This is a genomic window from Pseudomonas canadensis (assembly GCF_000503215.1).
GTDB classification, from domain to species: Bacteria; Pseudomonadota; Gammaproteobacteria; order Pseudomonadales; family Pseudomonadaceae; genus Aquipseudomonas; species Aquipseudomonas canadensis.
In genome coordinates this window covers 358,932-382,083 of the sequence record NZ_KI628539.1, presented here as the reverse complement: position 1 = coordinate 382,083, position 23,152 = coordinate 358,932, and the positions used below count along the sequence as shown (strand labels likewise).

The 23,152-nt window shown below is 61.4% G+C and carries 23 protein-coding genes and 1 pseudogene; 12 read left to right on the top strand and 12 right to left on the bottom strand.

Going from position 1 to position 23,152, the window contains the following annotated elements; translation table 11 throughout:
* Position 1: 1 nt before the first annotated feature.
* Both fahA and hmgA read right to left on the bottom strand, forming a co-directional pair.
* Positions 2-1,288 (bottom strand): fumarylacetoacetase, encoded by a 1,287-nt coding sequence (fahA, locus tag U367_RS0124505; protein ID WP_028618958.1) that lies wholly within the window; start codon positions 1,286-1,288, stop codon positions 2-4.
* Positions 1,289-1,291: 3 nt separating this feature from the next.
* Positions 1,292-2,575, bottom strand: a complete 1,284-nt coding sequence (hmgA, locus tag U367_RS0124500; protein WP_028618957.1) for a homogentisate 1,2-dioxygenase — start codon at positions 2,573-2,575, stop codon at positions 1,292-1,294.
* 120 nt (positions 2,576-2,695) lie between these two features.
* On the opposite strand from hmgA, the gene U367_RS0124495 reads away from it, so the two are divergent.
* Positions 2,696-3,475 (top strand): IclR family transcriptional regulator, encoded by a 780-nt coding sequence (locus U367_RS0124495; RefSeq protein WP_028618956.1) that lies wholly within the window; start codon positions 2,696-2,698, stop codon positions 3,473-3,475.
* Between the two features lies 1 nt (position 3,476).
* On the opposite strand, the gene dacB is transcribed toward U367_RS0124495, so the two are convergent.
* The 7 genes from dacB to U367_RS0124460 form a co-directional block, all read right to left on the bottom strand.
* A complete protein-coding gene (dacB, locus tag U367_RS0124490) occupies positions 3,477-4,922 on the bottom strand; it encodes a D-alanyl-D-alanine carboxypeptidase/D-alanyl-D-alanine endopeptidase (RefSeq protein ID WP_028618955.1) in 1,446 nt (481 codons plus the stop codon).
* A gap of 51 nt (positions 4,923-4,973) precedes the next feature.
* Positions 4,974-7,403, bottom strand: a complete 2,430-nt coding sequence (locus tag U367_RS0124485) for a TonB-dependent siderophore receptor (protein ID WP_073860067.1) — start codon at positions 7,401-7,403, stop codon at positions 4,974-4,976.
* Between the two features lie 109 nt (positions 7,404-7,512).
* Positions 7,513-8,448: a glutathione S-transferase family protein gene (locus U367_RS0124480; protein WP_028618953.1), complete on the bottom strand. Its 936-nt coding sequence runs from the start codon at positions 8,446-8,448 to the stop codon at positions 7,513-7,515.
* A 75-nt stretch (positions 8,449-8,523) separates the two neighbouring features.
* Positions 8,524-8,799, bottom strand: coding sequence for a GIY-YIG nuclease family protein (locus U367_RS0124475; RefSeq protein ID WP_016978233.1), 276 nt, complete (start codon positions 8,797-8,799; stop codon positions 8,524-8,526).
* A gap of 37 nt (positions 8,800-8,836) precedes the next feature.
* Positions 8,837-9,307: a nuclear transport factor 2 family protein gene (locus U367_RS0124470; RefSeq protein WP_016978232.1), complete on the bottom strand. Its 471-nt coding sequence runs from the start codon at positions 9,305-9,307 to the stop codon at positions 8,837-8,839.
* 92 nt (positions 9,308-9,399) lie between these two features.
* Entirely contained in the window at positions 9,400-10,035 is a 636-nt protein-coding gene (locus U367_RS0124465) for a response regulator transcription factor (RefSeq protein ID WP_028618952.1), read from the bottom strand.
* Positions 10,036-10,221: 186 nt separating this feature from the next.
* Positions 10,222-10,956, bottom strand: a complete 735-nt coding sequence (locus U367_RS0124460; protein ID WP_032864551.1) for a response regulator — start codon at positions 10,954-10,956, stop codon at positions 10,222-10,224.
* A gap of 488 nt (positions 10,957-11,444) precedes the next feature.
* Between U367_RS0124460 and U367_RS0124455 the strand changes: the two genes are divergently transcribed.
* The 9 genes from U367_RS0124455 (at position 11,445) to U367_RS0124415 (ending at position 19,526) form a co-directional block, all read left to right on the top strand.
* The gene (locus tag U367_RS0124455) at positions 11,445-12,059 is read left to right on the top strand and encodes a DUF1120 domain-containing protein (RefSeq protein WP_028618950.1); all 615 of its coding nucleotides are present in this window, start codon (positions 11,445-11,447) and stop codon (positions 12,057-12,059) included.
* A 44-nt stretch (positions 12,060-12,103) separates the two neighbouring features.
* Positions 12,104-12,724: a DUF1120 domain-containing protein gene (locus U367_RS0124450; protein WP_028618949.1), complete on the top strand. Its 621-nt coding sequence runs from the start codon at positions 12,104-12,106 to the stop codon at positions 12,722-12,724.
* A gap of 58 nt (positions 12,725-12,782) precedes the next feature.
* The gene (locus U367_RS0124445; RefSeq protein ID WP_028618948.1) at positions 12,783-13,421 is read left to right on the top strand and encodes a DUF1120 domain-containing protein; all 639 of its coding nucleotides are present in this window, start codon (positions 12,783-12,785) and stop codon (positions 13,419-13,421) included.
* Positions 13,387-13,743: a hypothetical protein gene (locus U367_RS01000000130280; protein ID WP_236639990.1), complete on the top strand. Its 357-nt coding sequence runs from the start codon at positions 13,387-13,389 to the stop codon at positions 13,741-13,743. The genes U367_RS0124445 and U367_RS01000000130280 overlap by 35 nt, the downstream gene beginning before the upstream one ends.
* A gap of 68 nt (positions 13,744-13,811) precedes the next feature.
* Positions 13,812-14,528, top strand: coding sequence for a fimbria/pilus chaperone family protein (locus U367_RS0124435; protein ID WP_028618947.1), 717 nt, complete (start codon positions 13,812-13,814; stop codon positions 14,526-14,528).
* A gap of 143 nt (positions 14,529-14,671) precedes the next feature.
* Positions 14,672-17,101, top strand: coding sequence for a fimbria/pilus outer membrane usher protein (locus U367_RS0124430; RefSeq protein WP_032864503.1), 2,430 nt, complete (start codon positions 14,672-14,674; stop codon positions 17,099-17,101).
* Between the two features lie 10 nt (positions 17,102-17,111).
* On the top strand, positions 17,112-18,236 hold the full coding sequence (locus U367_RS0124425; protein WP_028618945.1) for a DUF1120 domain-containing protein: 1,125 nt from the start codon (positions 17,112-17,114) through the stop codon (positions 18,234-18,236).
* Between the two features lie 17 nt (positions 18,237-18,253).
* Positions 18,254-18,865, top strand: a complete 612-nt coding sequence (locus tag U367_RS0124420) for a DUF1120 domain-containing protein (protein WP_028618944.1) — start codon at positions 18,254-18,256, stop codon at positions 18,863-18,865.
* Positions 18,866-18,875: 10 nt separating this feature from the next.
* Positions 18,876-19,526 carry a DUF1120 domain-containing protein gene (locus tag U367_RS0124415; protein ID WP_028618943.1) on the top strand — a complete coding sequence of 217 codons (651 nt, stop codon included), beginning with the start codon at positions 18,876-18,878 and terminating at the stop codon, positions 19,524-19,526.
* Here the strand turns inward: U367_RS0124415 and U367_RS0124410 are convergent.
* Together U367_RS0124410 and U367_RS0124405 are read right to left on the bottom strand one after the other, a co-directional pair.
* The gene (locus U367_RS0124410) at positions 19,523-20,776 is read right to left on the bottom strand and encodes a CynX/NimT family MFS transporter (protein ID WP_028618942.1); all 1,254 of its coding nucleotides are present in this window, start codon (positions 20,774-20,776) and stop codon (positions 19,523-19,525) included. The genes U367_RS0124415 and U367_RS0124410 overlap by 4 nt on opposite strands.
* Positions 20,766-21,425: a FadR/GntR family transcriptional regulator gene (locus U367_RS0124405; RefSeq protein WP_028618941.1), complete on the bottom strand. Its 660-nt coding sequence runs from the start codon at positions 21,423-21,425 to the stop codon at positions 20,766-20,768. Before U367_RS0124405 ends, U367_RS0124410 begins: the two co-directional genes overlap by 11 nt.
* Positions 21,426-21,584: 159 nt before the next feature.
* On the opposite strand from U367_RS0124405, the pseudogene U367_RS1000000132440 reads away from it, so the two are divergent.
* Positions 21,585-21,836, top strand: a pseudogene (locus tag U367_RS1000000132440) (type II toxin-antitoxin system MqsR family toxin).
* Entirely contained in the window at positions 21,833-22,324 is a 492-nt protein-coding gene (locus U367_RS0124395; protein WP_028618940.1) for a type II toxin-antitoxin system MqsA family antitoxin, read from the top strand. The pseudogene U367_RS1000000132440 and the gene U367_RS0124395 overlap by 4 nt, the downstream one beginning before the upstream one ends.
* A 52-nt stretch (positions 22,325-22,376) precedes the next feature.
* Here U367_RS0124395 and U367_RS0124390 read toward each other — a convergent pair whose 3' ends face one another.
* A complete protein-coding gene (locus U367_RS0124390) occupies positions 22,377-23,141 on the bottom strand; it encodes an amino acid ABC transporter ATP-binding protein (RefSeq protein WP_003171943.1) in 765 nt (254 codons plus the stop codon).
* Between the last annotated feature and the right edge of the window lie 11 nt (positions 23,142-23,152).

Genomic DNA, 23,152 nt, shown 5'->3' with positions numbered 1-23,152 from the left:
CCTAGCGCGCCGCGATCACGGTGCCGCGGCATTCGCCGAAACCGATGGAGGCAAAGCCTTCACGGTTGCAACGCGCACGCAGGATGATTTCGTCGCCGTCTTCAAGGAACTTACGCACTTCGCCGGACGGCAATTCAACGGCTTTTTTGCCGCCTTCAGTCATTTCCAGCAGGCTGCCGAATTGACCGGTTTGCGGACCGGACAACGTCCCCGAACCAAACAGATCGCCTGCCTGCAATTGGCAACCGTTGACACTGTGGTGCGCCACCAATTGCGCAACCGTCCAGTACATATGCAGGCTGTTGCTCAAGGCCAGGCGATGGGCCGGCAGGTTCTGCTCGCGCATAGTGGCGGTGGTGAGCAGCACTTCCAGCTCGATGTCCAGGGCACCTGCGGCCTGGTCACGTTTATCCAACAGATACGACAGCGGTTGCGGGTCGCCCTCAGGGCGCGCCGGTTGCGCTTTGCGGAACGGTTCCAGGGCTTCGGCCGTCACCACCCAAGGCGAGATGGTGGTGATGAAGCTTTTCGACAGGAACGGCCCCAACGGCTGGTATTCCCAGGCCTGGATATCCCGTGCCGACCAGTCATTGAGCAGGCAGAAACCGGCGATGTGATCGGCCGCGTCACCAATGGCAATCGAATCGCCCATCTCGTTGCCCTGGCCGATCCAGATGCCCAGCTCCAGTTCATAGTCCAAGCGTGCGCACGGACCGAAAGTAGGTTCGGTCTGCCCGGCCGGCAGGGTCTGGCCTTTGGGGCGGCGCACGTCGGTGCCTGAGGTACGAATGGTCGAAGCACGGCCATGGTAGCCAATCGGCACGTACTTGTAGTTGGGCAGCAGTGGATTGTCGGGACGAAACAGTTTGCCGACGTTTTGCGCGTGCTCGATGCCGACGTAGAAGTCGGTGTAGTCATTGATCCGCGCCGGTACGTGCATCTGGCAATCGGCGGCGCGGTGCAGCACCTGCGCTTCACGGGTGTGCAGCTTGCTGCCTTCGGCCAGCAGTTCCAACAGGCGCTCGCGCAAGGCCACGCGCGGGCCGCGGCCCAGTTCAAAAAAGGCGTTCAGTTGGCCTCCGGCGGTCGCTTCGACGGCGCGACGGGCTTCACCGTCGAATTCATCGATGGCGGCGTGCAGATCCAGGATCGAGTCGCCAATCGCCACGCCAGCGCGTGGTGCCGAGCCGTTGATGCTGAACACGCCCAACGGCAGGTTTTGCAGAGGAAAATCGGTGTGACCATTGGCGGAGGCCACCCAGCTGCGGGTAAGTGTGGGCTGAGTCATGGGTTATCTCCGGTTCGGGTTGAAGGTGGCGGGCAGCGAGGCCCAGCACGCGTCATAAGTGGTTTGCAGTTGCGGGCAGTCCAGGGCGAACTGGGTGGGACGCAGCACTTGGCTGGTCTCGAACATGAAGGCCATGGTGTTGTCGATCTTGTGCGGCGCCAGCTCTACGTTGATGGCCTTGGTACAGGTCTCGCCGTCCGGGCCGTGGGCACTCATGCAGCTGTGCAGCGACGCGCCGCCGGGCAGGAAGCCTTCGGCCTTGGCGTCGTAGGCGCCCTGGATCAGGCCCATGTATTCGTTCATCAGGTTGCGGTGGAACCACGGCGGACGGAAGGTGTTCTCGGCCACCATCCAACGCGGTGGGAAGATCACGAAGTCGAGGTTGGCCAGGCCGTGGGTGCTGGTGGGCGAGGTCAGGACAGTGAAGATCGACGGGTCCGGATGATCGAAGCTCACGGTGCCAAGGGTGTTGAAGCGGCGCAGGTCGTATTTGTACGGCACGTTGTTGCCGTGCCAGGCGACCACGTTCAGGGGTGAATGGTCCAACTCGCAGGCCCAGAGTTCGCCGAGGAATTTCTGTACCAGCGTTGTCGGTTTCTTCTGATCTTCGTAGTGGGCGACTGGCGTCAGGAAGTCGCGCGGATTGGCCAGGCCATTGCTGCCAATAGGGCCCAGGTCTGGCAGGCGCAACGGGGCGCCGTGGTTCTCGGCGACATAACCACGCGCCTGAGCATCCAGCAGCTCGACGCGGAATTTAAGGCCGCGCGGCAGCACGACGATCTCCAGCGGCTCCACCTCCAGCACGCCCAATTCGGTGGCGATGCGCAGGCGACCTTGTTCGGGGACGATCAACAGTTCGCCATCGGCGTTGAAGAACACACGCTCCATGGAACGGTTGGCGCGATAGGAGTAGATGCTGATGCCTGAGGGCTTTTGCGCCGCCGAATTGGCGACCATGCCTACAAGCCCATCAATGAAATCCGTCGGTTCGCTCGGCAAATCCAACGGATTCCAGCGCAAGCGATTGGGCGTCACCGCCCCCAATGGCCCACCGGCCAATTGCCGCTCCAATTTGATGAAAGCAGGGTGATTGGCCGACGGCTGAATGCGGTACAGCCAGGTGCGCCGGGCTTCACTGCGCACCATGGTAAACGCGGTGCCGGAGAACAGTTCGGTGTACAGCCCGTAGGGCGCTTTTTGCGGGGAGTTCTGGCCGACCGGCAGTGCGCCGGGCAAGGCTTCGCTGGCGAATTCGTTGCCGAAGCCCGACAGGTATTCGAGGTTCATGGATCGTCCTCTGTAGGTCAGTTATTTTTATCGTAATCCAGTTACGCATAACGTAATTTGATCACTATCGACCGTCAAGCTATAAAGACGCCCATTCATCTCTTGGATTCTCGCCCTTCCATGGAAAAGCCCCGCGACACCGGTAAACAGAAAGTCCGCTCGGCCGAAGTGGGCACCGATATCCTCAAGGCGCTGGCCGAGCTGTCCCCGGCCACTTCGCTGTCACGCCTGGCCGAACACGTGCAGATGCCGGCGAGCAAGGTGCACCGCTACCTGCAGGCGCTGATCGCATCGGGTTTCGCTGAACAGAACACCGCCACCAACCATTACGGGCTGGGCCGCGAAGCCTTGCGCGTGGGCTTGGCGGCGCTGGGCAGCATGGATGTTTTGAAAGTGGGCGCGATGCCCCTGGCGGAGCTGCGCGATGAGTTGAATGAAACCTGCTTCCTCGCGGTATGGGGCAACCAGGGCGCGACCGTGGTGCAGATCGAACCCGCCGTGCGCGCCGTCACGGTGGTGACGCAATTGGGTTCGGTGCTGCCGCTGCTCAGTTCGTCCACCGGGTTGGTGTTCAGCGCCTTTCTACCGTCGCGGGAAACCGTGGAGCTGCGTGAACGCGAAATCCAGGCTGGCATCGCCCATGCCCTGGCAGATGACCAGGCCTACGCCACCGCGTGCGAACAAATCCGCAACCGTGGCCTGCATTTTGTGCATGGCTTGTTGATGCCCGGCGTCGATGCGTTATCCGCGCCGGTCTTCAACGCCATCGGCCAAGTGGCGGCGGTGATGACCGTGGTCGGTCCCACCTCGTTGTTCCATGCCGACGAAGACGGCCCGGCGGCGCAGCACTTGCTGGCGGCGACCCGGGCCGTGAGCTGGCGCATGGGCTATCAGCCCTGAACTAGTCGTGCCACTGCACCAGGGCCAGCGCCACGCGGTTTTCCAGGGCGCGGATCGGTGCGGTGGTGCTCAGGTAATTGTTGCTGATCATTGAAAACACCAGGCGCCGGCCCTGGGCGTCGGTGATGTAGCCGCTCAACGACGACACACCGGCCATGGAGCCGGTCTTGGCGTGCAGGTTGTTTTCCGCCGCCGTCCCGCGCAGACGATAACGCAGGCTGCCGCCGCTCATGCGATCGGTGTTTCCAGCGATTGGCAAAGCGTTGTACCAAGCGTCGAACCAAGGCTGTTTGGCCGTCGCCAGCAGCAGGTCGGTGAGGTTCTGCGAGGACACCAGATTGCGCCGCGACAAGCCCGAACCATCGACCTGGCTCAACGTCATCGGGTCCAAACCTTGACGGCGCATGAAATCCGCCACTGCCGCGACACCCGCCTGCGCCGTCCCAGCATTGGACAGCTTGCGCCCCATGGTCTTTAGCAACGCTTCGGACATATTGTTATTCGACAGCTTGAGCAGCGGCGTGATCAGTGCCTGCAAAGGCGCCGATTGGTGCTCGGCCAACACCCTGGCTGTTACCGGGGTTACGCCGCCGATCACACGCCGCCCCAGCACCTGAATGCCCTGCTGCGCCAGCGCCTGTTCAAACAGATTGGCCACCAGTTGCGTCGGTTCCCACACACTCACCCACTGTCGACTTTGCTTGCCGGGCGCCAACGCGCCGGTGAGTTGCAGCAGGTTGGTGCCGTGCTGGCGAGTGATGCCGTAATTGTTGCCGGGGCCGCTGACAGCGCGGTTGTTCAGTTGCACGTAGTCGGTGGACGGGCTCACCACCACACTGACCGGTTGGCCAACCATGGCGGGCGCCTTTGCCGTGACCAGTAGCGTGCCCGCATCAAAATCCGTGTTAGGCGATACGGTCAGCGCGGAAATCTGCGCGCCATAGTAGGTACTTTCGTCGTCCTGGGCCCAGTCCACACCCAGGCGTTCGGCGTCGAAAAAGGTATCGTCAAATACCAAGTCGCCCTGGATCTGGCGCACGCCCTGGCCCGCGAGCTGTGCCGCCAATGTCTGGTAATCAGCGAATTGCGTGGTCGGATCGCCCAGGCCCTTGAGGTACAGATTGCCGGCGAGGCGCTCACCTTGTTGCGTGCCGTTGCTCAGCAGTTGCGTGGAGAAGCGGTATTGCGGCCCCAGTACATCCATCGCCGCTGCGGTGGTGAGCAACTTGAGATTGGAGGCGGGAATCAGGCGGGTTCGCGGGTTGTGTTGATAGAGCGTGCTACCGCTACGGGCATCACGCACCATCAGGGAAACAGTGGCGCCGTTGAGGGCCGGGTCAGCCAGGAGTTGCTCCAGGCTTGCCGGGGTGGAAGTGGGTGAAACACTCGCGCAACCACCCAGCAAAACGCTCAAGCACAGCAGATGTAGCCATCGTCCAAAATGCATCAGTATCGTTTCCACCAAGACATCAGTGGCGGCAACGCTACCATAAACTCCTTAGAACTCCAGGGTGCTGGACACCGACACCTGCCGCGCATCGCCCATGGACACAAACAAGCGGCTGGCCGCCGAGGTGTAGTAGACGCGGTCGAACATGTTCTTCACGTTGAGCTGGAACTTGACCTTTTGCCCATCGATCTTGGTGTCGTAGGTCGCGAAGGCATCCGCCACGGTGTAACCCGGCAAGGTGAAATCGTTGGCCGCATCGCCTGCACGTGCACCGACGTAACGCGCACCGGTGCCCACGCGCAACTGGTCGCCACCAAAGATGTTGCCGAAGTCATAGGCCACCGCCAGCGAACCGGTGTGCTTGGCAACGTTTTGCAGGCGATTGCCTTGCAGGGTCGGATCCTTGTCTTTGACGTCCAGCGCATCGGTGTAGGCGTAGCTGCCGATCAGGCTCACCTTGTCGGTCAACTGGCCGGTGGCGTCCAGTTCCAGGCCACGGGACCGCACCTGGCCGGCGATGCTGTAGACGGTGTTGGCGCCGGAGCCGACGGAGACCAGCACATTGCGCTTGTCGATGTTGAACAGCGCCGCGCTGGCGGTGATGCGTCCCGGAATGTCGAGCTTGGCCCCCAGTTCCCAGGACTTGGATTCCTCGGGCGTCAGGTCGCCGGTCAAGGTGCTGCCATCGGCCAAGGCGGCGATGGTGGAGTTGGGTTTGAACGATTCGGTGTAGCTGCCGTAGAACGACAGTTCATCGGTGTAGCGATACACCAGGCCCGCACGCGGCACCCAGGCCTGGCCGTTGCCGTTGGTGTTGGCCTTGAACGGCACGCCTTTGCCGGCGTATTGGTCATACATCTGATAGCGCGCGCCGGCGACGAAAATCCACTGTTCGTTCAGGTGGATGGCGTCCTGGAAGAACAGCGAATCACTGCGCAGCAGGTCGGTCTGGGCGCTGTCAGCAGGGCTGACGGTAGTGCCCGCGACTTCATTGCCGTACACCGGATTGTTGTAGTTGAAGCTGGTGGCGCGTGAACTCTGACGAATCAGGTCGGCGCGGTAGATTTTGCGGTACTCATCATCCAGGCCGAACACCACATCGTTCTGCAGGCCGAACACATTGACCTTACCTTCCAGGCTCGCGGTGGCGAAACGGTCCGTGGTGATTGCCCCTTGGGTGCCGTCCATCTTGCGGGTCAGGGTGCCATTGGTGTTCACCGCACTGACGCGCACTTGGCTGGCGTCGTAGGTCTCGCGGTTCCAGCTATAGCCGAAGTGAGCTTTCCAATCATCGTTCAAGTCGTGATCGGCTTCAAAACGGTACAGATCGGAACGGCCTTCCATGTTGTTGAAGGGTTCATCCAGACGCCGTGTGGCCGGGATGTCCAGCGGGTGATTGGTCTTGGGGTCGATGGCGGTGCCACGGTCAAACGGTGTGAGAAATTCGCGGTGTTCGTAGGCAAACAGCAATTGGGTGCTGTCGCCATACCAGGCCAGGGACGGTGCGATCAGGCTCTCACGGTGAGTGCCGAAGTTACGCCAATAGTCTTCGTCTTCATGGTCGACGATCAGACGATAGGCCAGGCCGCTGTCGCCAATCGGGCCAGTGGTGTCGAGGCTGCCGCCGCTGCCGTTCTTGCCGTCGCCGAAGGTGGAGCCGCGTACGGTCAGGGCGGTGGACTGCACCAGTTCAGGCTTTTTACTGACGATGTTCACCACGCCACCCGGATCCTGGATGCCGTAGAGCAACGACGACGGGCCCTTCAGCACTTCGACGCGCTCCGCCGTGGCATTCAATGCACGCCCCTGCACGATGGGCATGCCGTCGCGCATGATCGAACCGTTACGGTTGTCGCCAAAGCCGCGCAGCATCACCGCGTCCTGGGTACTGGCCAAGGTGTTCGCCTGGGTGATACCGCTGACGTTGGCAAGGGCATCATCCAGATTGCGCGGGGTCTGGTCGCGCAGTACCTGGGCGGGCACCACGTTGACGGTCTGCGGGGTTTCCAGCAGCAGCGCGTGGGAGCGCATCACCGAACTGGTGGGCGGCGGCTGGTAGCTGGTGCTGTCCTGGGCCTGGCCGGCACCGCTGATGGTCGTGGCGCCGAGGTTGACCGCGCCTTCCGTCGGCAGCGGTTCAAGGGCCAGGGTGCGGGCATCGATCTGGCGGAAAGTGAAGCCACTGTTGCCCAGCAGGCGTTGCAGGGCCTGGTTTGCACTCATCTGCCCGCTGACTGCCGGGGCGCTGAGGCCGTAGGGCGCTTCGTCGGTGTAGATCACGCTGATGCCGGTGACCCGGCTGAAGTCGCTCAAGGCCTGGGGCAACGGTTTGGCCGCCAGCGCAAAGTTAAACTGGGCGCTCTGCTGCTCCTGCGCCTGCGCCTGCGCCATACTCAGCGGCAGCAACGCCAACCCCGATACCGCCAATACCGAGGCTCCCAGCCACTGTTTAACCCAACCGCCCGCCGTCGACTTCATGCTGTGAGAACCCGTGTAGAAAACGCTGTTAATGCGAATAGATCGCAGTTTCAAGCACTACACGGATGGGCGGTGGATTTACCTCACCTTAATTTGCAAATATTTTTGTTTATTGCGCCTGGATGCGAAAACCCATGCGTGGGAAATGCACATGCACGGTGCCGGCACGTTCGTCGCTGCGGCGCAGGATCAGCTCTTCGCGGCCGGCAAACAGCAGTTCGCCCGCCACCGGGTCGGTGCCGTAGTCGGTGGCGCAAATGGTCACCTGCTGGCCAGCCTTGAAGCCGTTCAAGTCCTCAAAGACTTCTTCAGGCAGAACAGCCGGTGCCGCATTGCGCGATACGTCCAGGGCCTGATCGGCGCTCATCTGGGTGGATGTACCGTGGCCGAAACCCAGCACGCGATCCAGCCAAGCGGCGACGGCAGGATAGGCATCCACCAACGGCGACGTCACGGAAGAGCCTTTGAGGAACCACAGTGGGTGGGCCAGGGCAAAGTCGGCAATCGACGGCTCGCCGAACAGGAAATCCCCGGCCGGGTGCTGCAATTGCTGATTGATGCGATGGATGATCGTCGGCCATTGGTGCTTGGCCTGCTCCAATTGCACGCGGGTTGCGGTGCCGCCGCTGAACAACTTGCTGCGGTCAGCCACCAGCACCTGGATCATTTCCGGCGGCACCTTGGCAAATTTGACCGCCAGGGATTCCGGCTGGAACACCAGCGCCACGGCATGGGAAAACACCACCGAGTCGGCCCAGGCGGCGAAGGCTTGGGTGACCAACTCCTGGCCTTGAGGAAACAGCGCCGGAGCGGACTTTTCCTGCTCCAGGCGTCGGGCAATCAAGGCGGTGTCACAGTAGATATCCGCGCCGACTTGCAACACCGGCGTTTTGCGATAGCCGCCGGTCAGGGCGGTGAGGTCCGGCTTGGGCATCACCGGCGAGATATGCACCGAGCGCCAGGACAAACCCTTGAAACCCAGCATCAGGCGGGCTTTTTCAGCGAAGGGGGACTGCGGGTAGTGGTGGAGGATCAACTCAGACATGCCAGGCTCCGCTCTAGAAGTGAGCCGCTAGATTAGCCTGCAACACGCCGTTTGGGGACGATGGGAACCCATCAGTCAAATCAATGAACCGCTGGCCGCCAGGCACTCCTTGGCACTCTTTTTCAACTTTTTGATCAACCGCTCCTGACGCAACGCCTCACCCTTGCTCGCGCATTGCTCGGTGTACACCAGCGCCACGGCCGGGCTGGACAGGAAAAACCGCGCGCCCTTGCCGCTCTGGTGAGAAGCAAAGCGGCGCACCGGGTCATTGCTGATACCGCAGTACAGCGAGCCATTGGCAGCGCGTACAAGGTAGACGAACCAGGGTTTGGGTTCAGAAGGATCAGTCACAGGTCGATTCGGCTAATACAGAAGAGCGCCAAGCTTATCAACGACTGGCCTGAAATGCCTTCAAACCACGCAACGCCTGGGCACGCACGGCGTTTTTCACCAGCGGCGTCCAACCCAACAGCAAGCCCTTGGTGCCCAGCGCCTGCCGCGACCAACGCCACAGATCGAAGCTGTCGTGGTGCTCGCAGATCTTGCCGTCGCGAAACACAAAGCGCGCCTGGATATCGTTGACCACCGTGTTGCCGGTAGCACTGAACAAGTACGTCGCCACCCAATGGGCACTGCCACTGCGCTCATCGCTGCGCACGTTGTCGAAGGTCAGGGAAAAGTCTTTGGCCCGCGTGGTCAGCATGCGCCACATGTCCCCGGCATCACGGCCGTGCAGTTCGCCAAACGCAGGGTCACTGAACACCACATCGTCGGTGTAGCAGGCGGCCATGGCCTCGGCGTCCAGGCGCTGGAAGGCGCTGTAGAACTCAGTGATCAGGGCGTTATGGGCATCACTCATGGGCAGGCTCCGCGGGTGTCGAAAAGAGTAGGCGCACGATAAGCTGCCCGCGCCGCCAAGGCTACCGACATTCGCCACGCAAATAAGCGAGCTTACGGCACCATGCCACTACTGCGTGCGTAGGCGAACAAATCCACATCGGTGGAAATGCACAGCCGGCTCATCGCGGTGCTTTTCTGCTTGCTGATGGTCGAGATGCTGCGGTTGACCCGCGCCGCGATCTGGCTGACGGTCATGCCGCTGGCGAGCATACGCACCACTTCGCTCTCCTTGCCGGACAGCTGCGGGACCGCTTGCTGGTCCAGGGTGCCGGCTTCTTCCATTTGCTGGCGCAGGCATTCGCTGACAAACGTCTGGCCGCCACACACCGCCTTGATCGCTTGCGGCAACTCGCGGGCCGACGCACTTTTAGCGACGATAGCCCTGGCGCCGTGGGCAAACGATGCGCGCAGGGTGGCGACATTGGCAAACATGGTCACCAGTATCACCGGCATTTGCGGGTATTGCCGGTGCAGCAGGCCCAGCAAGCCATAACCATCGGCCTGTTGATTGCCCGGCATGGCGAAGTCAGTCACCAGCACGTCGCATGGCTGATGAGCCACCAATTCCAATAGTTGATCGGGACCATCGGCCTCGCCCACTACCTTGCATTTGCCATTGGCCTCGATCACTACTTTCTGCCCAACACGCACAATAGGATGATCGTCAGCAATAATTACACGGAGCATGGGAACCACCTGGATTGCCAGTTGAGTTGGTGCACGGTACCCCTAGTGGCTTTCAGCCACAACCGTTGACGGCCGGCGCTTTCCGGCGCCGCCCCGCGATTAATGAGCCATAGATCAAGCCCTACAAAATAAACAGAATTCACCTACGCGTAGAGGCTACAAAACAACCAGAAACGTCCTGCAAAACTACAGTGAGGACAGATATTTCAGGTACAAGCGAAGGTCCTTCAGCAGCACGCCGAGAGGCTGCGCATGCCTCTGCACGCCTTCCCTCGCCACGGCTTCGATCATCTGTATGCCGCGGGTTTCCAGGGCGCCTGCACCCAGAAACGCTACGCTGCCGATCAATCGGTGCAGGTGGTTTGCAGCGGCGCAGGCATCCCGTGTGCGCTTGGCCTCGGCCAGCGCCGCGAGGTCGATTTGCGCCTCTCGCACCAAGGTTTGCAACAGGTGCTTCACTGTCGCCGCGCTGCCGAAGGTGTCGACCAGGCTCATGCGGGTCGGCCAGTCCGGTTGTGCAGGTGGCCTGCGCTGCTCGCGCAGTTCCCCGGTAGCGGGAAGCCATACGGTGAGGATGTCGCGCAGTTGCTCGAAGGTCACCGGTTTGAGCAGCCAGGCGTCCATGCCGGCCGCCAAGCAACGTTGTATCTGCTCGGTTCCCAGGGTGACGGTGAAGGCAATGATCGGCATGCGCCCGGTACCGGCAATGCGCTCTCTGCGCCGTATTGTGCGGGTCATCACGTAGCCGTCCATGACGGGCATCTGGCAGTCCGTCAGCACCAGGTCCACGGGCTGTCGGTGCATCGCTTCAAGCGCGGCCCGGCCGTCTGCGACCATCACAAAGCCGAGCCCCAGTTTTTGCAGAATCCAGCCCAGCAAAATGCGATAGGCCGGGTGATCCTCGACCACCAATACCGTCAAGCCTTGCCACTTTACAGGCAACCCGCTTGACGACGAAAAGGCGCTCCCCGCGCCCTCGTCGGGTGGAGTACCCGGCTGCATGGTCACCTCGATTACACCGCCAGCCAACCAGGTTCGGGCGGCACAACGAACGGAGAAACAGGCTCGCCCATAACACTGGACGCTCCCTGAGCGTGCGCACAACTCCGAGCATTTACGTGAAGGGCTTACTGCGGGGGAGCACGTACAGTAGTCAATTGCGTGCCTTTAAACGATACAACAACTACGAAAAATCCATTAATCCTACACAAGTCAACTCTGCTTCTGACGACCCTCTCAGCCCTGGACGATTGTCGTATTTATTGTATTTGCGAGACCGCCTCCCAACGATAGATTTCCCGGCGTCCCCAGAGAGGGATGCGACTGACCACTCCAGGCGGTCGCAACGTAGCTGCAGACGGCCACTGGCACCGTCATTATTCAGCCTTGGCACCGGAAGCTCTTAAAACATGAAAAAGTCCCTAGCCGCCCTCACCGCCGTCTTCTCCCTTGCCGGTAGTGGCATGACGTTCGCCGCAAGCACCACAGAGCTGACCGTCACAGGCATGATCACTCCAAGCGCCTGCACCCCAAGCCTGTCCGGGAACGTGAATTACGGCAAGATTTCGATAAAAGACCTCGACCCCAACACCCCGACACACCTGGACCCCATCACGATACGACTCAACGTTCTCTGCGATGCTGCCACGTTAATTGCGTTAAGAGGCACCGACAATCGCTCCGGGTCGTCAACCATACTCGACGGCTATGGCTTGGGCCTGACAAGCAACAACGTCAAAATCGGCAACTTCACTCTTTCCCTTGAAAACGCCGTGGCCGATAACGTCGACGTTACGCCCCTCCAATCATCTGATAACGGTCAAAACTGGCAGGTCATTGGGAACGCTATCTGGCAGGGAACGACGCTGGCGGCGTTTGGCATTCCTGGGAATCCACAGCCGACCATGATCCAGAATCTGAATACGGACATTGTGGTGATCGGCCAGATCGACAGAGCCATGGGTTTTCCCTCGGAAGAAACGCCAATCGACGGTTTAGCCACGATTGAGGTCGTGTACCTGTAACTCTTCTTCCACACAGGGCATTCCCCCTAGAGGTTATTCGATCCATGGATAAATCGACCCCTGCAGTATTGGCGGCACTGCTGATCATCTACCTGCCTCAAGCCTCTGCCGCCAGCAGCACCGACCTCAACGTCTCCGGCATGATTACGCCGAGCAGTTGCACGCCCACGTTGTCCGACGGGGGGGCGATTGACCACGGCAAGATCACCGTCAAAGACCTTAATCAAGACAGGCACACACTGCTGCCCCCTGACACCTTGCAGTTGAATGTGCGGTGCGAAGGCTCGACGTTGTTTGCCTTGACCACGCTCGACAACCGTGGCGGGACGGCGGTGATTCCCAACCACCACGGCCTGGGCACAACCCCCAACGATGAAAACCTGGGCAGCGTTGCGCTGGTATTGAGTAACCCTGTAGCGGACACACTGGCGGTGCGCACCATCGTATCCCTGGATGGCGGCACCCAATGGGCCGCAGGTTCGCATTTAAGCCACCTCAGTCTGCTCGCCATCGCTTCGATGGATGACCCTCCCCGGCCGATTGCGGTGACGACCTTCGATGCGGACATTGTGTTCTACACCCGGATTGCCCGCGCCGACAGCCTGACCCTTAACGATGAAGTGCCCGTCGATGGGCATGTGACCGTGACCATGCGTTATCTGTAATACCCGTACATCCCTGTACGCCCCGTATCCCGACCCCGTCAAAGGAGCTTTAACCGACATGAAAAAACTACTCTGCACCAGCGTCGCTGGCCTGCTGATCGGCAGCGCTTTGCCAGCGTTTGCCGCGTCCACCACCGACCTGACCGTCAAGGGGATGATTGTACCCTCGGCCTGCACGCCGAGCCTGACGCCAGGCGGCACCATCAATGTCGGCCGGTTTTCGGTTAAAGACCTTAACCAGGATGCCCGAACGCTGCTGACCCCAGTCAGCTTGCAACTGAGTATCAACTGCGAGGCATCGACGCTGTTTGCAATGACAATCACCGACAACCGCGCCGACTCCGCAGACCCCGCAGTCGGCGTAGTCGAACTGGGCATCGGAAGAACTGCCGCCGGCGAGCCTATCGGCGGCTATTTAGTGTCCCTCGACAAGGCCATCGCCGATCAGGTCCCCGTCCAGCCGATTGGGACAATGAACAACGGCAACACCTGGTTCCGCATGTTTTCAGACGAGGGATGGCAAACCAACATGCTGGTCTCAATTAAACAACCCGGTGCAGCATCGGTGCCTATTCCGGCCAAGGACACGCAGATGGAATTCTTGGTAAACCCGTTTATCTATCCGGCCAAGAACCTGACCATCTCCCAAGACACAGGCATTGATGGCTCGGCCACGATCAGCGTCGTGTACCTGTAACACAAGCGCTTGGCTCTACGCCCGTACCATCCGCGAGCGCCTCGGTTCGGTCAGCCTGTCGGTGCGCGGGTCGGTTGGCGACGCGCAGCCGCTGCAAACCCTGATCTCGCCCGACAAGGGCGAGAACTGGACGCCGGATCCGTACATGTATCCGGGCCAGTACCTGGGGTTTGCCCGAGCGGGCGAGACACTACCGGCGCCCATCCGGCAACTAGTGGCCTCCCTGCGGGTAGACACCTCGATCAGCCCGGCCAACACCTTGACGCTCAACGAGCGGGTGCCCCTCGATGGCTCGATCACGCTGGACCTGCGGTACCTCTAACTAACACCGCGCCGCCGATGCCCGGTTGATTCACCGGGTGCAGGGCGGCCTCTCTGAAGAGACCTGTCATGAAACTGTTTTTTTCCGTTTTTCGCTGGGGCCCCGGGCTCTGCTGTGCTGTGCTGGCAGCACTTGGCGCAACCGCCGCGCGTGCCGATGGCATGGTCCCGGACACATCGGTGGTGATCGTCAACGAGGCTGACGGCGAAGCCAGTGTGTCGGTGACCAACACCGATAACAAACTGGCCCTGTTGCACGTGACTCTCGAAGACATTCCCGAGGACAAAAACACGCTGTTGTTCGTGACACCACCGCTCACACGGGTCGAAGCGTCCAAAAGCCAGCTGGTGCGGTTCATTCTGCAAACGGGCGAACCGTTGAAAACCCAGCGCCTCAAACGTGTGATTTTCGAAGGCATGCCTGCCCAACGCGACCCCGCCAAGGCCGGACGCGCCCAAGTGGGCGTGACCGTACGCCAGAATCTGCCGGTAATCATTCATCCCAAGGGGCTCGCGCCTAATCGCACGCCCTGGCTGGGCCTGACCTGGACCTTGAAGGCCGACCAGCTCAGCGTCCACAACCCCACGTCGTATGTGGTGCGCATGGCTCAGGAACTTCAATTGATGCCGGGCAACGGCGCGGCAATGCTACCGCGCACCTATGTGCTTCCCGGCGAAACACTGACCGTGACCGCCAGCAGTTCCGGCGCCACCCGCGTGCGCTTGCAACCTGCCACGGTGTATGGCTTTGCCGTCACCGCCCACGACGCGCCCATCACCCTGTGAAACAGCGGCGCCAGGGAAGCAAAGGCGCCAATAATAACGAAGTGGTCACCTACTGAAGGCCACCGGGAAAGCCCCCTGCCGAGATAGGAAATCCGAGTCGGGCCCTCCCCCCCCAAGAAGAGTGCACTTGTGTGAACACAGTCATGAGTTACCGTGACGGCAAAGCCGTGCCCGGCGTTTCTCCACGCCTGGCACTAATGGCACTGGCCCTCTGTCCGGGCCTGCTGACACACCAGGCTTGGGCAGAGCCTCCCTCGACGGCCGCTGCCTTTGACCAGCAAACATTGCGCCAGCGCGGGATCGACCCTGAACTCGCGGGCCTGCTGATGCAGGCACCACGTTTCACCGAAGGGCGCCATGCGCTCAGCCTGACAGTCAACGGCCAACGGCGTGGGCGCGTCGATGTCAGCTTCGATCAGCAAGGCACGCTGTGCTTCGACCCGCTGTTGCTGGACGCAGGGCAACTGGTGACGCCGTCATCGGGCCCCGTAGAAGAAAGCAGCTGTTATGACTTTCTCCAGGACTACCCGCAAACCGTGATCGAGCCGGACCCAGCCAGCCTGAGCCTGGCGCTGGTGGTGCCCACACAGGCCCTGCGCCCGGTCACCCAGGACATTTCGGGGTATCACACCGGTGGGTTCGCCGCGTTGCTCAACTATGACGTGACCGGCCTGTACAACCGCTACGGCGGCGACTCCAACCGCTTCGGCTCGGCCAATACCGAGGTCGGTTTTAACGCGGGAGACTGGATTGTGCGCAGTCGCCAGGTGCAAACCTGGCAGGACAGTGTCTCCAGCACCACACACCTTGACGCCTACGCTCAACGCACGTTCGCCAGCCATCAGGCGGTGTTGCAGGCTGGGCAGATCAACCTCTACAACCCGGTACTCGCAGGCGCGCAAATCAACGGCATGCAAGTGCTCACCGAACAGGCGCTGCAAGACCAGAACCAGGGCGCGACCATCGATGGCATCGCCAATGGCCCGGCCCAGGTGGAGGTGCGCCAGAACGGGACCTTGATTCACTCCACAGTGGTGCCCGCAGGCCCGTTCACCCTGAGCAATGTGCCGCGCCTCAACGGGCGCTCCGACGTTGAAGTCACCGTCAAGGAAGCTACCGGCGAAGAACGCCGCTTCACCGTGCCCGCCGCAATGCTCGGACTGGGGCTACCGGCGCCGGGCTTCTCGGTTGCCGCCGGGCGGGTGCGCAATATCGGTGATGGCGAGGGGGTCGAGCCGTGGGTGGTGAGTGCCGGCTACAGTGCCGCGCCACACCCGCAGGTCAGCCTGGGCAGCGGCGTGTTGGCGGCCGAGGATTACCGATCGGCGGGCGTGAGCCTGGGGCTGTTGCCCTGGCAAGACAGCCAGGTGCAATTCAGCGTGGTCGCCTCCGAGGCCACTCGACGTACCCGCGAGCGCGGTGTGCAGACCGACTTGGCGTGGTCGCAGAAACTGAGCGACCGCTGGTCAGTCACGGCGGCCAACTCCTGGCGCACCCCGGGCTACCGCGACCTCACCGAGTCGACCTACACCACCGACACCCGCGAGCAGCAACGCTCGCGCTACCGCGACCAGCAGAGCGCAACCACCTCGTGGTCGCACCCATGGCTGGGGGCATTCAGCGCGGGGGTTTCGCGCTCGTCCTCGTTCCAGGGCGACAGCAGCAGCCGTGCCTTGGCGTCGTGGGGTACCCAGGTCGCTGGGATGTCGGTGTCCGCCACCGCCGAATGGCACATGAGCGGTCGCCGTTACAACGACGACAGGGTGTACCTGACGCTCAGCGTGCCGCTTGGGGAAAATCGCCGTGGCCGCGCGTGGATACGCAATGCCGGCGGCGAACACCACACAGGGCTGGGCCTGAATGAACAGATCAACGATCAGTTGGCCTATCGGGTCGGCGTGGAACGTGACTCGCGCGACCGCGAAGTCGAATCATCCGTAGGCGTGTCCGCGCTGCCGTACTACAGCCAAATGGACTTCAACTACACCCGCTCCGATGCCGAACGCTCCAGCTACCAGGGCGGCGCACGGGGCGCCGTGGTGTTGCACAGTGACGGCGTGACGTTCTCACCCTACCCGGTGCGCGACACCTTCGCTGTACTGTCGATAGGCGACATGGCCGGCATCAAGGTCAACACCCCCAGCGGCCCGGTGTGGACCGACTGGCAAGGCCAGGCCGTAGCCTCCCAGCTCAGCGCCTACGGACGCAGCCCACTCGAAGTGCAAACCCGCTCACTGCCGCGCAATGCCGATATCAACAACGGCCTGGCTGTGGTGACGGCCGGGCGCGGCGCGGTGGACCGCGTCGAGTTCGGTGTAGCCCTGACCCGTCGAGCACTGCTGACCCTGGACAGACCCGTGCCAAGAGGCTCGACGGTGACCACCGAAGACGGCGAATTCATCACCCTGGTCCAGGAAAACAACCAGGTGTTCCTGCCCGATGTCCTCGACACGCGCACGCTGTGGATCAAAGCCCCCGACCAACGCCGCTGCCATTTGCGCTTCGAGTTGCCGGCCAAGGCCGACCCACACGTGTACTACGAAACGGCCCCGGCCCGCTGCCAGACCCCTTGAGGAAAAGCCTATGAAGCTTCACCACTGCCTCACAGCCTTGCTGCTCTGCGCCAGCGCGGTACAAGCCCAGGACGAATGCCGCTTGGACCTCAGCGAATCGCGCCTGGACTTCGGCCTGATGAACCGCGCCGTTCCACCGACCCCGGCAGCAGAACGACTGCTGGGCGAACGGCAATTGTCGCTGACCTTGAACTGCCCGCAACCGCAGGACATGAGCCTGTTCTACCGTGCTATGGCCGCCGGCATCGAGCGCCTGCGTTTCACCGACGGTGGCAGTTACCAACTGCACGTGCGTGACGGCGTGCTGGATGGGCGCACCGTTGAACTTGGCTTGCTCGCAGGCCAGGGCCAGGCGCCGAGCCTGGTCGGCGCAAATCTGAGCTGGCGTGCCGACCATGGCGTCGTGCCGATGATCGATGGCCAACCCGCCATGGGCCGCAGCTTTTCGGTACAACTGCAGGTCAGCGCCTGGGCCCGCGAGGAGGCCGTGCGGGTGCGCGACGCTGTGACCTGGGAAACCTCCGGCCTGGTCGATGCTCCCGCCTCGGGGCGCTCGCGGGAACTGAGCCTGCAAGCGCGCTTCGCGCCGGTGGCGTGCACGCCCAGCCTGTCCAACAATGGCGCCGTGAACTTCGGCAAATTGTCAGTCGGCGACCTGAACCACGACAAAGACACCGCCCTGCCGGAGCGACCGCTGACCCTCACGGTGACCTGCGACGGTCCTGCGCCCTTTGCACTGGTGATGCACGACAACCGCGAAGGTTCCGCCACCGGAGGCCTCGATGAAACGGCCTATGGTCTGGGCCTGGACACTCGCGGGCAAAAAATCGGGCGGTATTACCTGCTTGCCGACCCGACCCAGGCAACCGCCGACCATCTGCCCCAGCTGTATCGGACGGGCTCCACCACCGGCGGCACAGCCTGGAGCAGCGCCAGCGCCAGCCCACTACCTCTGGGCGCGCGCAGCTTGCTCGGCTTCACCGGTACAGCCGGCGGCACCGACGGCCCCCACGCCCTGCAAACCCTCAGCGCGCTACTGAACCTGAAGGCCGTTATTGCGCCACTCAACACCCTGGACCTGAGCAATGAGGTGCGACTCGACGGTTCGGCCACCCTTGAAATCATCTATTTCTAAGCAACATCGGAGCCCACATGTTTTATCGATACCTGATTCTCACAACCATTTTTCTAAGCGTTCTGGCGCACGCGGGCTCCACCACGGAGCTGAGCGTCACCGGCCGGATCACGCCCAGTGCCTGCGAGCCGACCCTGAGCGCTGCTGGGCAGTACGACCTGGGCAAGATTTCGGCCAGGGATCTGAACGTCGACCAGCCAACCCGACTAACTGCGCATGAGCTGCAACTGAAAGTCACTTGCGAAGCCATGACCCTGCTCGCCCTGGAGACCAGAGATAACCGATCCGGCTCCAGTTACAGCGATAGGCTCTATACATTTGGCCTGGGGCTGATCAACGACGCAATCAAGCTCGGCTACATGACATTAGAGCTCAACTCCATCACGGCGCAGGGAACCCCGATGTACGCCCTCGGTTCGACGTGGGCGGGCTGGGGCCCGACGTCGATTTTGTCGCCCGAATTCCTCACAGCATTCACTCCCAACAAATCAATGGCCGTCCCAGCGCCGGTCCAGCTGTTGAACGCAAACGTGCAGATCGCCCCAACCATAGCCCCTGCAAACACACTGCCGTTGACCGAAGAAGTACCCATCGACGGGTTCGTAACCCTGACTGTGAAATACCTATAGGAGCTACCCCATGAAAACGTCACTGATCTTTCTGACCGCCGCTGTAGGGCTGGTCAACGTTTTACCGGCCCATGCGGCCTCCACCACCGACCTGAGCGTAAAAGGCCTGATTACACCGGCCTCCTGCACACCGATCCTGTCGGGCAACGGCAGGGTCGAGTTCGGCAAAATCTCCCAGCAAGACCTCAACCTCACCACCGGCAAGCGCCTGCCACGCAAATCGCTGAATCTGACGCTCACCTGCAACGGCCCAGTACAGTATGCGTTGCGCATGCGCGACAATCGCGACGGTACGGCCCACGTCAACAGCGAGATTTTCTATGGACTGGGCCTCGATAACAGCGGCAACAAGATCGGTTTGTATTCGTTGACCTTCGACCCCAAGCAGACCGCGGCCGATAGCTGGGCGCCGGTCTATGGCACTGAGTCCACCGTCGGCGGCCTCGCCTGGCGCGTGGCCAACCTGAAACCCATCGATATCGGCGCTCGAAGCCTGCTCGGCTTTACCGACATCGAGGGCAGTACCGCCGGGCCGGCAGCAATCCAGAACCTCACCAGCACCCTGACCCTGGAGGTGGTGATCAACGCCAAGCAGAACCTGGACCTGAGCACCGACATCATGATGGACGGCTCAGCGACCCTGGAGGTGTTGTATCTCTAGATTTTCTCGCTGCTGACACCGACGTATTTCGCCCGCCCGGCACCGAGGCCCGCCACGATCGCGCCCAGGCCAATCAGGGCGAACACCCAACCGGTGGCGGCCCAACCGCCGGTCCAATCGTGGATCAGGCCCACCGCCAACGGCCCGAGGGACGCCAGGGTATAACCGATGCCCTGGGCCATGCTCGACAGGTTGGCCGCCACGTGAGCGTCCCGCGAGCGCAGCACGATCAAGGTCAGCGCCAGGCTGAAGGTACCGCCCTGCCCCAGGCCCAGCAGGATTGCCCAGCCCCATAAACCGTCGATCGGAGCATACAGGCACCCGAACAGACCGCCGAGGGTCAGCACCATCACCACCACGATGGCCAGGCGCTGGTCCTTGCCGCGCGTGGCCAACCATGGCGCGGTGAGGGCGCTGAGCAATTGCACGATGATCGAACCGGACAGCGCCAACCCGGCTTCGGTGGGGCTCAGGCCACGACTGATCAGGATCGACGGCACCCAACCAAACACGATGTAGGCCAGGGACGACTGCAGGCCCATGTACAGCGTCACCTGCCAGGCCAACGGGTCACGCAGAAGGCCCTTCACGCGGTAAGCGACGCGATGCGCACCGTGTTTCTGACCGACTTGCGGCAACCAGAACAACGCCGCCAGCAGTGCTGGCGCAATCCAGAAGCCCAGACCGATGTTCCAACTGTCACCAAAATAATGGCTGAGCGGCACCGTGGCCCCCGCCGCCAACGCCGCCCCCAGGCACAGCGCCATGGTGTAGACGCCCGTCATAGTGCCGGCCTGCTTGGCGAAGTCACGCTTGACGATACCCGGCAGCAGCACGCCAATGATGCCGATGCTTGCACCCGCGATCAGGCTGCCGGCAAACAGCCCGACTTCACCGAATGAGCTGCGCAGGAGGATGCCGGCAGCCAGTGTCAACAGAATCCCCAGGACGACGCGCTCGGCGCCAAAACGCCGGGCAAGTATCGGTGCCAGGGGCGCGAACAACCCCAGGCACAGCACCGGCAAGGTGGTCAGCAGGCCGGCTTTGGCGGCGGACAGGCCCAGGCTGGTCGACACGTCGTTGAGCAACGGCGACAAGCTCGACAGCGCTGGGCGCAGGTTCAGTGCCACCAGCACCAGCCCGAACAGCAACAGCCAGAGACGGCTGACCACCGGAGGGGCGTGTTGCACCACCTCGTCGTCGGCTTCGGCGTCGATCAACAGTTCATCAAGCTTGGTTTCAGGGTTCATTGATCAACTGCCGGCAGAGGGATTTGGCACGTTCCGGGTCTTGATGCTCCACGGCATCGAGCAACGCGATATGCAGGTCGAACACCGCCTGGCGACGAGGCGAGATGGTGAGGGTCTGGCGCAACTGGGCGCCGACAATGGCTGAGAAATACTGATACAGCTCACTCAGCGCCGGATTGTGCGCCGCATCCACCAAGTGTTTGTGGAACACCAGGTCGGCGCTGATATAGGCCTCCAGGTCGCCGTGGTAAAGCGCGGCACTGGCATCGAGGGCTTCACGCAGCTTTTTCAGGTCTTCGTCGGTGCGGCGCAAGGCTGCCAGGCTGATCGCCTCCACTTCCAGGATCTGCCGCGTTTCCTGCGCCTGCTCCAGGGTGCAGTGGGACAACGCCCGCATCGTGCCCAGCGGGTCGGTCATCGAACGCAAATAGCTGCCGTCGCCCTGGCGGATCTCGATCAAGCCGGAAAACGCCAACACACGCATGGCTTCGCGCACGGTATTGCGGCTGATACCGAGTTCGGCGGACAGCTCCGGCTCGGTGGGCAGGCGTTCGCCGATGGCCCACACGCCCTGGCTGATGCGCAAGCGCAGTTGCTCCAAGGCCTGATCCACCAGGGAGCGTTTGATCAGGGGGGCGATGTCTGTCATGGGATTTGCACTTTCGTCCAATCATAGGATGAATTTTCCTACAGCCTATTCGGAGTTGCCTACAAAGGCAACGCACTAGGGTTTTTAGGCAGGAAAAGGAGCAGTATTTTCGATTGGTAAAATTACCCTCTGAGGGTAATTATTGGACTCAGGTGTCTTATGGAAAAGTACACACCTCATTACGATTTGGCGGTGATAAAGGCGGATGTGAGGCGGCTTGGCAGGAGAGCGTTTACCCAGACAGCACAACGGTGCGGCCGGGAACTCCACTTCAGTATCAAGGAGATACAGCATGCCATCTAAGAGTTACAAAACTGGATGTTGTACAAATCGATGACCACTCATAGGGACCATCGAATTTGGCAGGACGGTGATCCTCCGGTGATCTCCTTCAAGGAGAAGAACCTATGAAGGTAAAAAATTGCTACATCTGTGGTGCCCCCGACGCATTGCATTATTTCGAGGGCCGCAGTGAAACCATAAGGGTCAAAGGTATGGAGCGCCGGGTAGACAATCTGTCCGGCTGGGAATGTCACGAATGCGGCGACGGCTTCTGGGACCCCGACACCGATAGTGCGGATCGTTATGGAGAAGCAGGCGATGAACTCGTCATAGCGGCCCAAAAGATGATTGGCGCTGAGATGAAACGTATCCGCCGCAAATTGCACCTTACCCAAAAAGAGGCGGTGAAATTGCTGTCCGGTGGCGGCCACAACGCTTTCTCTCGCTACGAACGTGGCGAGCTTCTTCCCCCCAAGCCGCTGGTATTATTGATGCGGTTATTGGATCGTCACCCGCATTTGCTGGCGGATGCAGAAGACTTAGCCGAAGGCGCTGACATGCGTGGCGCCTTCACCTACACCGTGAACAACGACGCTGAAGCACTCAAAGCGTCCTAGCCCCAAAAAAATAAACCCGGCACCAGGCCGGGTTTATTTATTCAACCTTCGATCAATGCAAAATCTGGCTCAAGAACAACTTGGTCCGATCATTCTGCGGGTTGTCGAAGAAGTCATTCGGCGCTGCCTGTTCCACGATCTCGCCCTTGTCCATGAAGATCACGCGGTTGGCCACGGTGCGCGCAAAGCCCATTTCGTGGGTTACGCACAACATGGTCATGCCGTCTTCGGCCAGGCCGATCATGGTGTCCAGCACCTCTTTCACCATTTCCGGATCGAGTGCCGAGGTCGGCTCGTCGAACAGCATGATCTTCGGCTTCATGCACAGCGCACGGGCAATCGCCACGCGCTGTTGCTGGCCGCCGGACAGTTGCCCCGGAAACTTGTGAGCCTGCTCCGGGATACGCACGCGCTCCAGGTAGTGCATGGCAATTTCCTCGGCCTTGCGCTTGGGCATCTTGCGCACCCACATCGGCGCCAGCGTGCAGTTCTGCAGGATGGTCAGGTGCGGGAACAGGTTGAAGTGCTGGAACACCATGCCGACTTCGCGGCGGATCGCTTCGATCTGCTTGAGGTCGTTGGTCAGTTCCACGCCATCGACTACGATGCGGCCTTGCTGGTGTTCTTCCAGGCGGTTGAGGCAGCGGATGGTGGTGGACTTGCCCGACCCCGACGGGCCACACAGCACGATACGCTCGCCCTGCTTGACGTTGAGGTTGATGTCTTTCAACACGTGGAACTGGCCGTACCACTTGTTGACGCCCTGCATCTGGATAATGCCTTCAGGGCTCACAGGCTGTTTGATCGCTTCGCTCATAACAACAACTC

What these genes read in the sequence shown, in the direction of transcription:
- fahA (WP_028618958.1), bottom strand. Translation starts at nt 1,288, where the DNA reads ATGACTCAGCCCACACTTACCCGCAGCTGGGTGGCCTCCGCCAATGGT.
- hmgA (WP_028618957.1), bottom strand. Translation starts at nt 2,575, where the DNA reads ATGAACCTCGAATACCTGTCGGGCTTCGGCAACGAATTCGCCAGCGAA.
- U367_RS0124495 (WP_028618956.1), top strand. Translation starts at nt 2,696, where the DNA reads ATGGAAAAGCCCCGCGACACCGGTAAACAGAAAGTCCGCTCGGCCGAA.
- dacB (WP_028618955.1), bottom strand. Translation starts at nt 4,922, where the DNA reads ATGCATTTTGGACGATGGCTACATCTGCTGTGCTTGAGCGTTTTGCTG.
- U367_RS0124485 (WP_073860067.1), bottom strand. Translation starts at nt 7,403, where the DNA reads ATGAAGTCGACGGCGGGCGGTTGGGTTAAACAGTGGCTGGGAGCCTCG.
- U367_RS0124480 (WP_028618953.1), bottom strand. Translation starts at nt 8,448, where the DNA reads ATGTCTGAGTTGATCCTCCACCACTACCCGCAGTCCCCCTTCGCTGAA.
- U367_RS0124470 (WP_016978232.1), bottom strand. Translation starts at nt 9,307, where the DNA reads ATGAGTGATGCCCATAACGCCCTGATCACTGAGTTCTACAGCGCCTTC.
- U367_RS0124465 (WP_028618952.1), bottom strand. Translation starts at nt 10,035, where the DNA reads ATGCTCCGTGTAATTATTGCTGACGATCATCCTATTGTGCGTGTTGGG.
- U367_RS0124455 (WP_028618950.1), top strand. Translation starts at nt 11,445, where the DNA reads ATGAAAAAGTCCCTAGCCGCCCTCACCGCCGTCTTCTCCCTTGCCGGT.
- U367_RS0124450 (WP_028618949.1), top strand. Translation starts at nt 12,104, where the DNA reads ATGGATAAATCGACCCCTGCAGTATTGGCGGCACTGCTGATCATCTAC.
- U367_RS0124445 (WP_028618948.1), top strand. Translation starts at nt 12,783, where the DNA reads ATGAAAAAACTACTCTGCACCAGCGTCGCTGGCCTGCTGATCGGCAGC.
- U367_RS01000000130280 (WP_236639990.1), top strand. Translation starts at nt 13,387, where the DNA reads ATGGCTCGGCCACGATCAGCGTCGTGTACCTGTAACACAAGCGCTTGG.
- U367_RS0124435 (WP_028618947.1), top strand. Translation starts at nt 13,812, where the DNA reads ATGAAACTGTTTTTTTCCGTTTTTCGCTGGGGCCCCGGGCTCTGCTGT.
- U367_RS0124430 (WP_032864503.1), top strand. Translation starts at nt 14,672, where the DNA reads ATGAGTTACCGTGACGGCAAAGCCGTGCCCGGCGTTTCTCCACGCCTG.
- U367_RS0124425 (WP_028618945.1), top strand. Translation starts at nt 17,112, where the DNA reads ATGAAGCTTCACCACTGCCTCACAGCCTTGCTGCTCTGCGCCAGCGCG.
- U367_RS0124420 (WP_028618944.1), top strand. Translation starts at nt 18,254, where the DNA reads ATGTTTTATCGATACCTGATTCTCACAACCATTTTTCTAAGCGTTCTG.
- U367_RS0124415 (WP_028618943.1), top strand. Translation starts at nt 18,876, where the DNA reads ATGAAAACGTCACTGATCTTTCTGACCGCCGCTGTAGGGCTGGTCAAC.
- U367_RS0124410 (WP_028618942.1), bottom strand. Translation starts at nt 20,776, where the DNA reads ATGAACCCTGAAACCAAGCTTGATGAACTGTTGATCGACGCCGAAGCC.
- U367_RS0124405 (WP_028618941.1), bottom strand. Translation starts at nt 21,425, where the DNA reads ATGACAGACATCGCCCCCCTGATCAAACGCTCCCTGGTGGATCAGGCC.
- U367_RS0124395 (WP_028618940.1), top strand. Translation starts at nt 21,833, where the DNA reads ATGAAGGTAAAAAATTGCTACATCTGTGGTGCCCCCGACGCATTGCAT.
- U367_RS0124390 (WP_003171943.1), bottom strand. Translation starts at nt 23,141, where the DNA reads ATGAGCGAAGCGATCAAACAGCCTGTGAGCCCTGAAGGCATTATCCAG.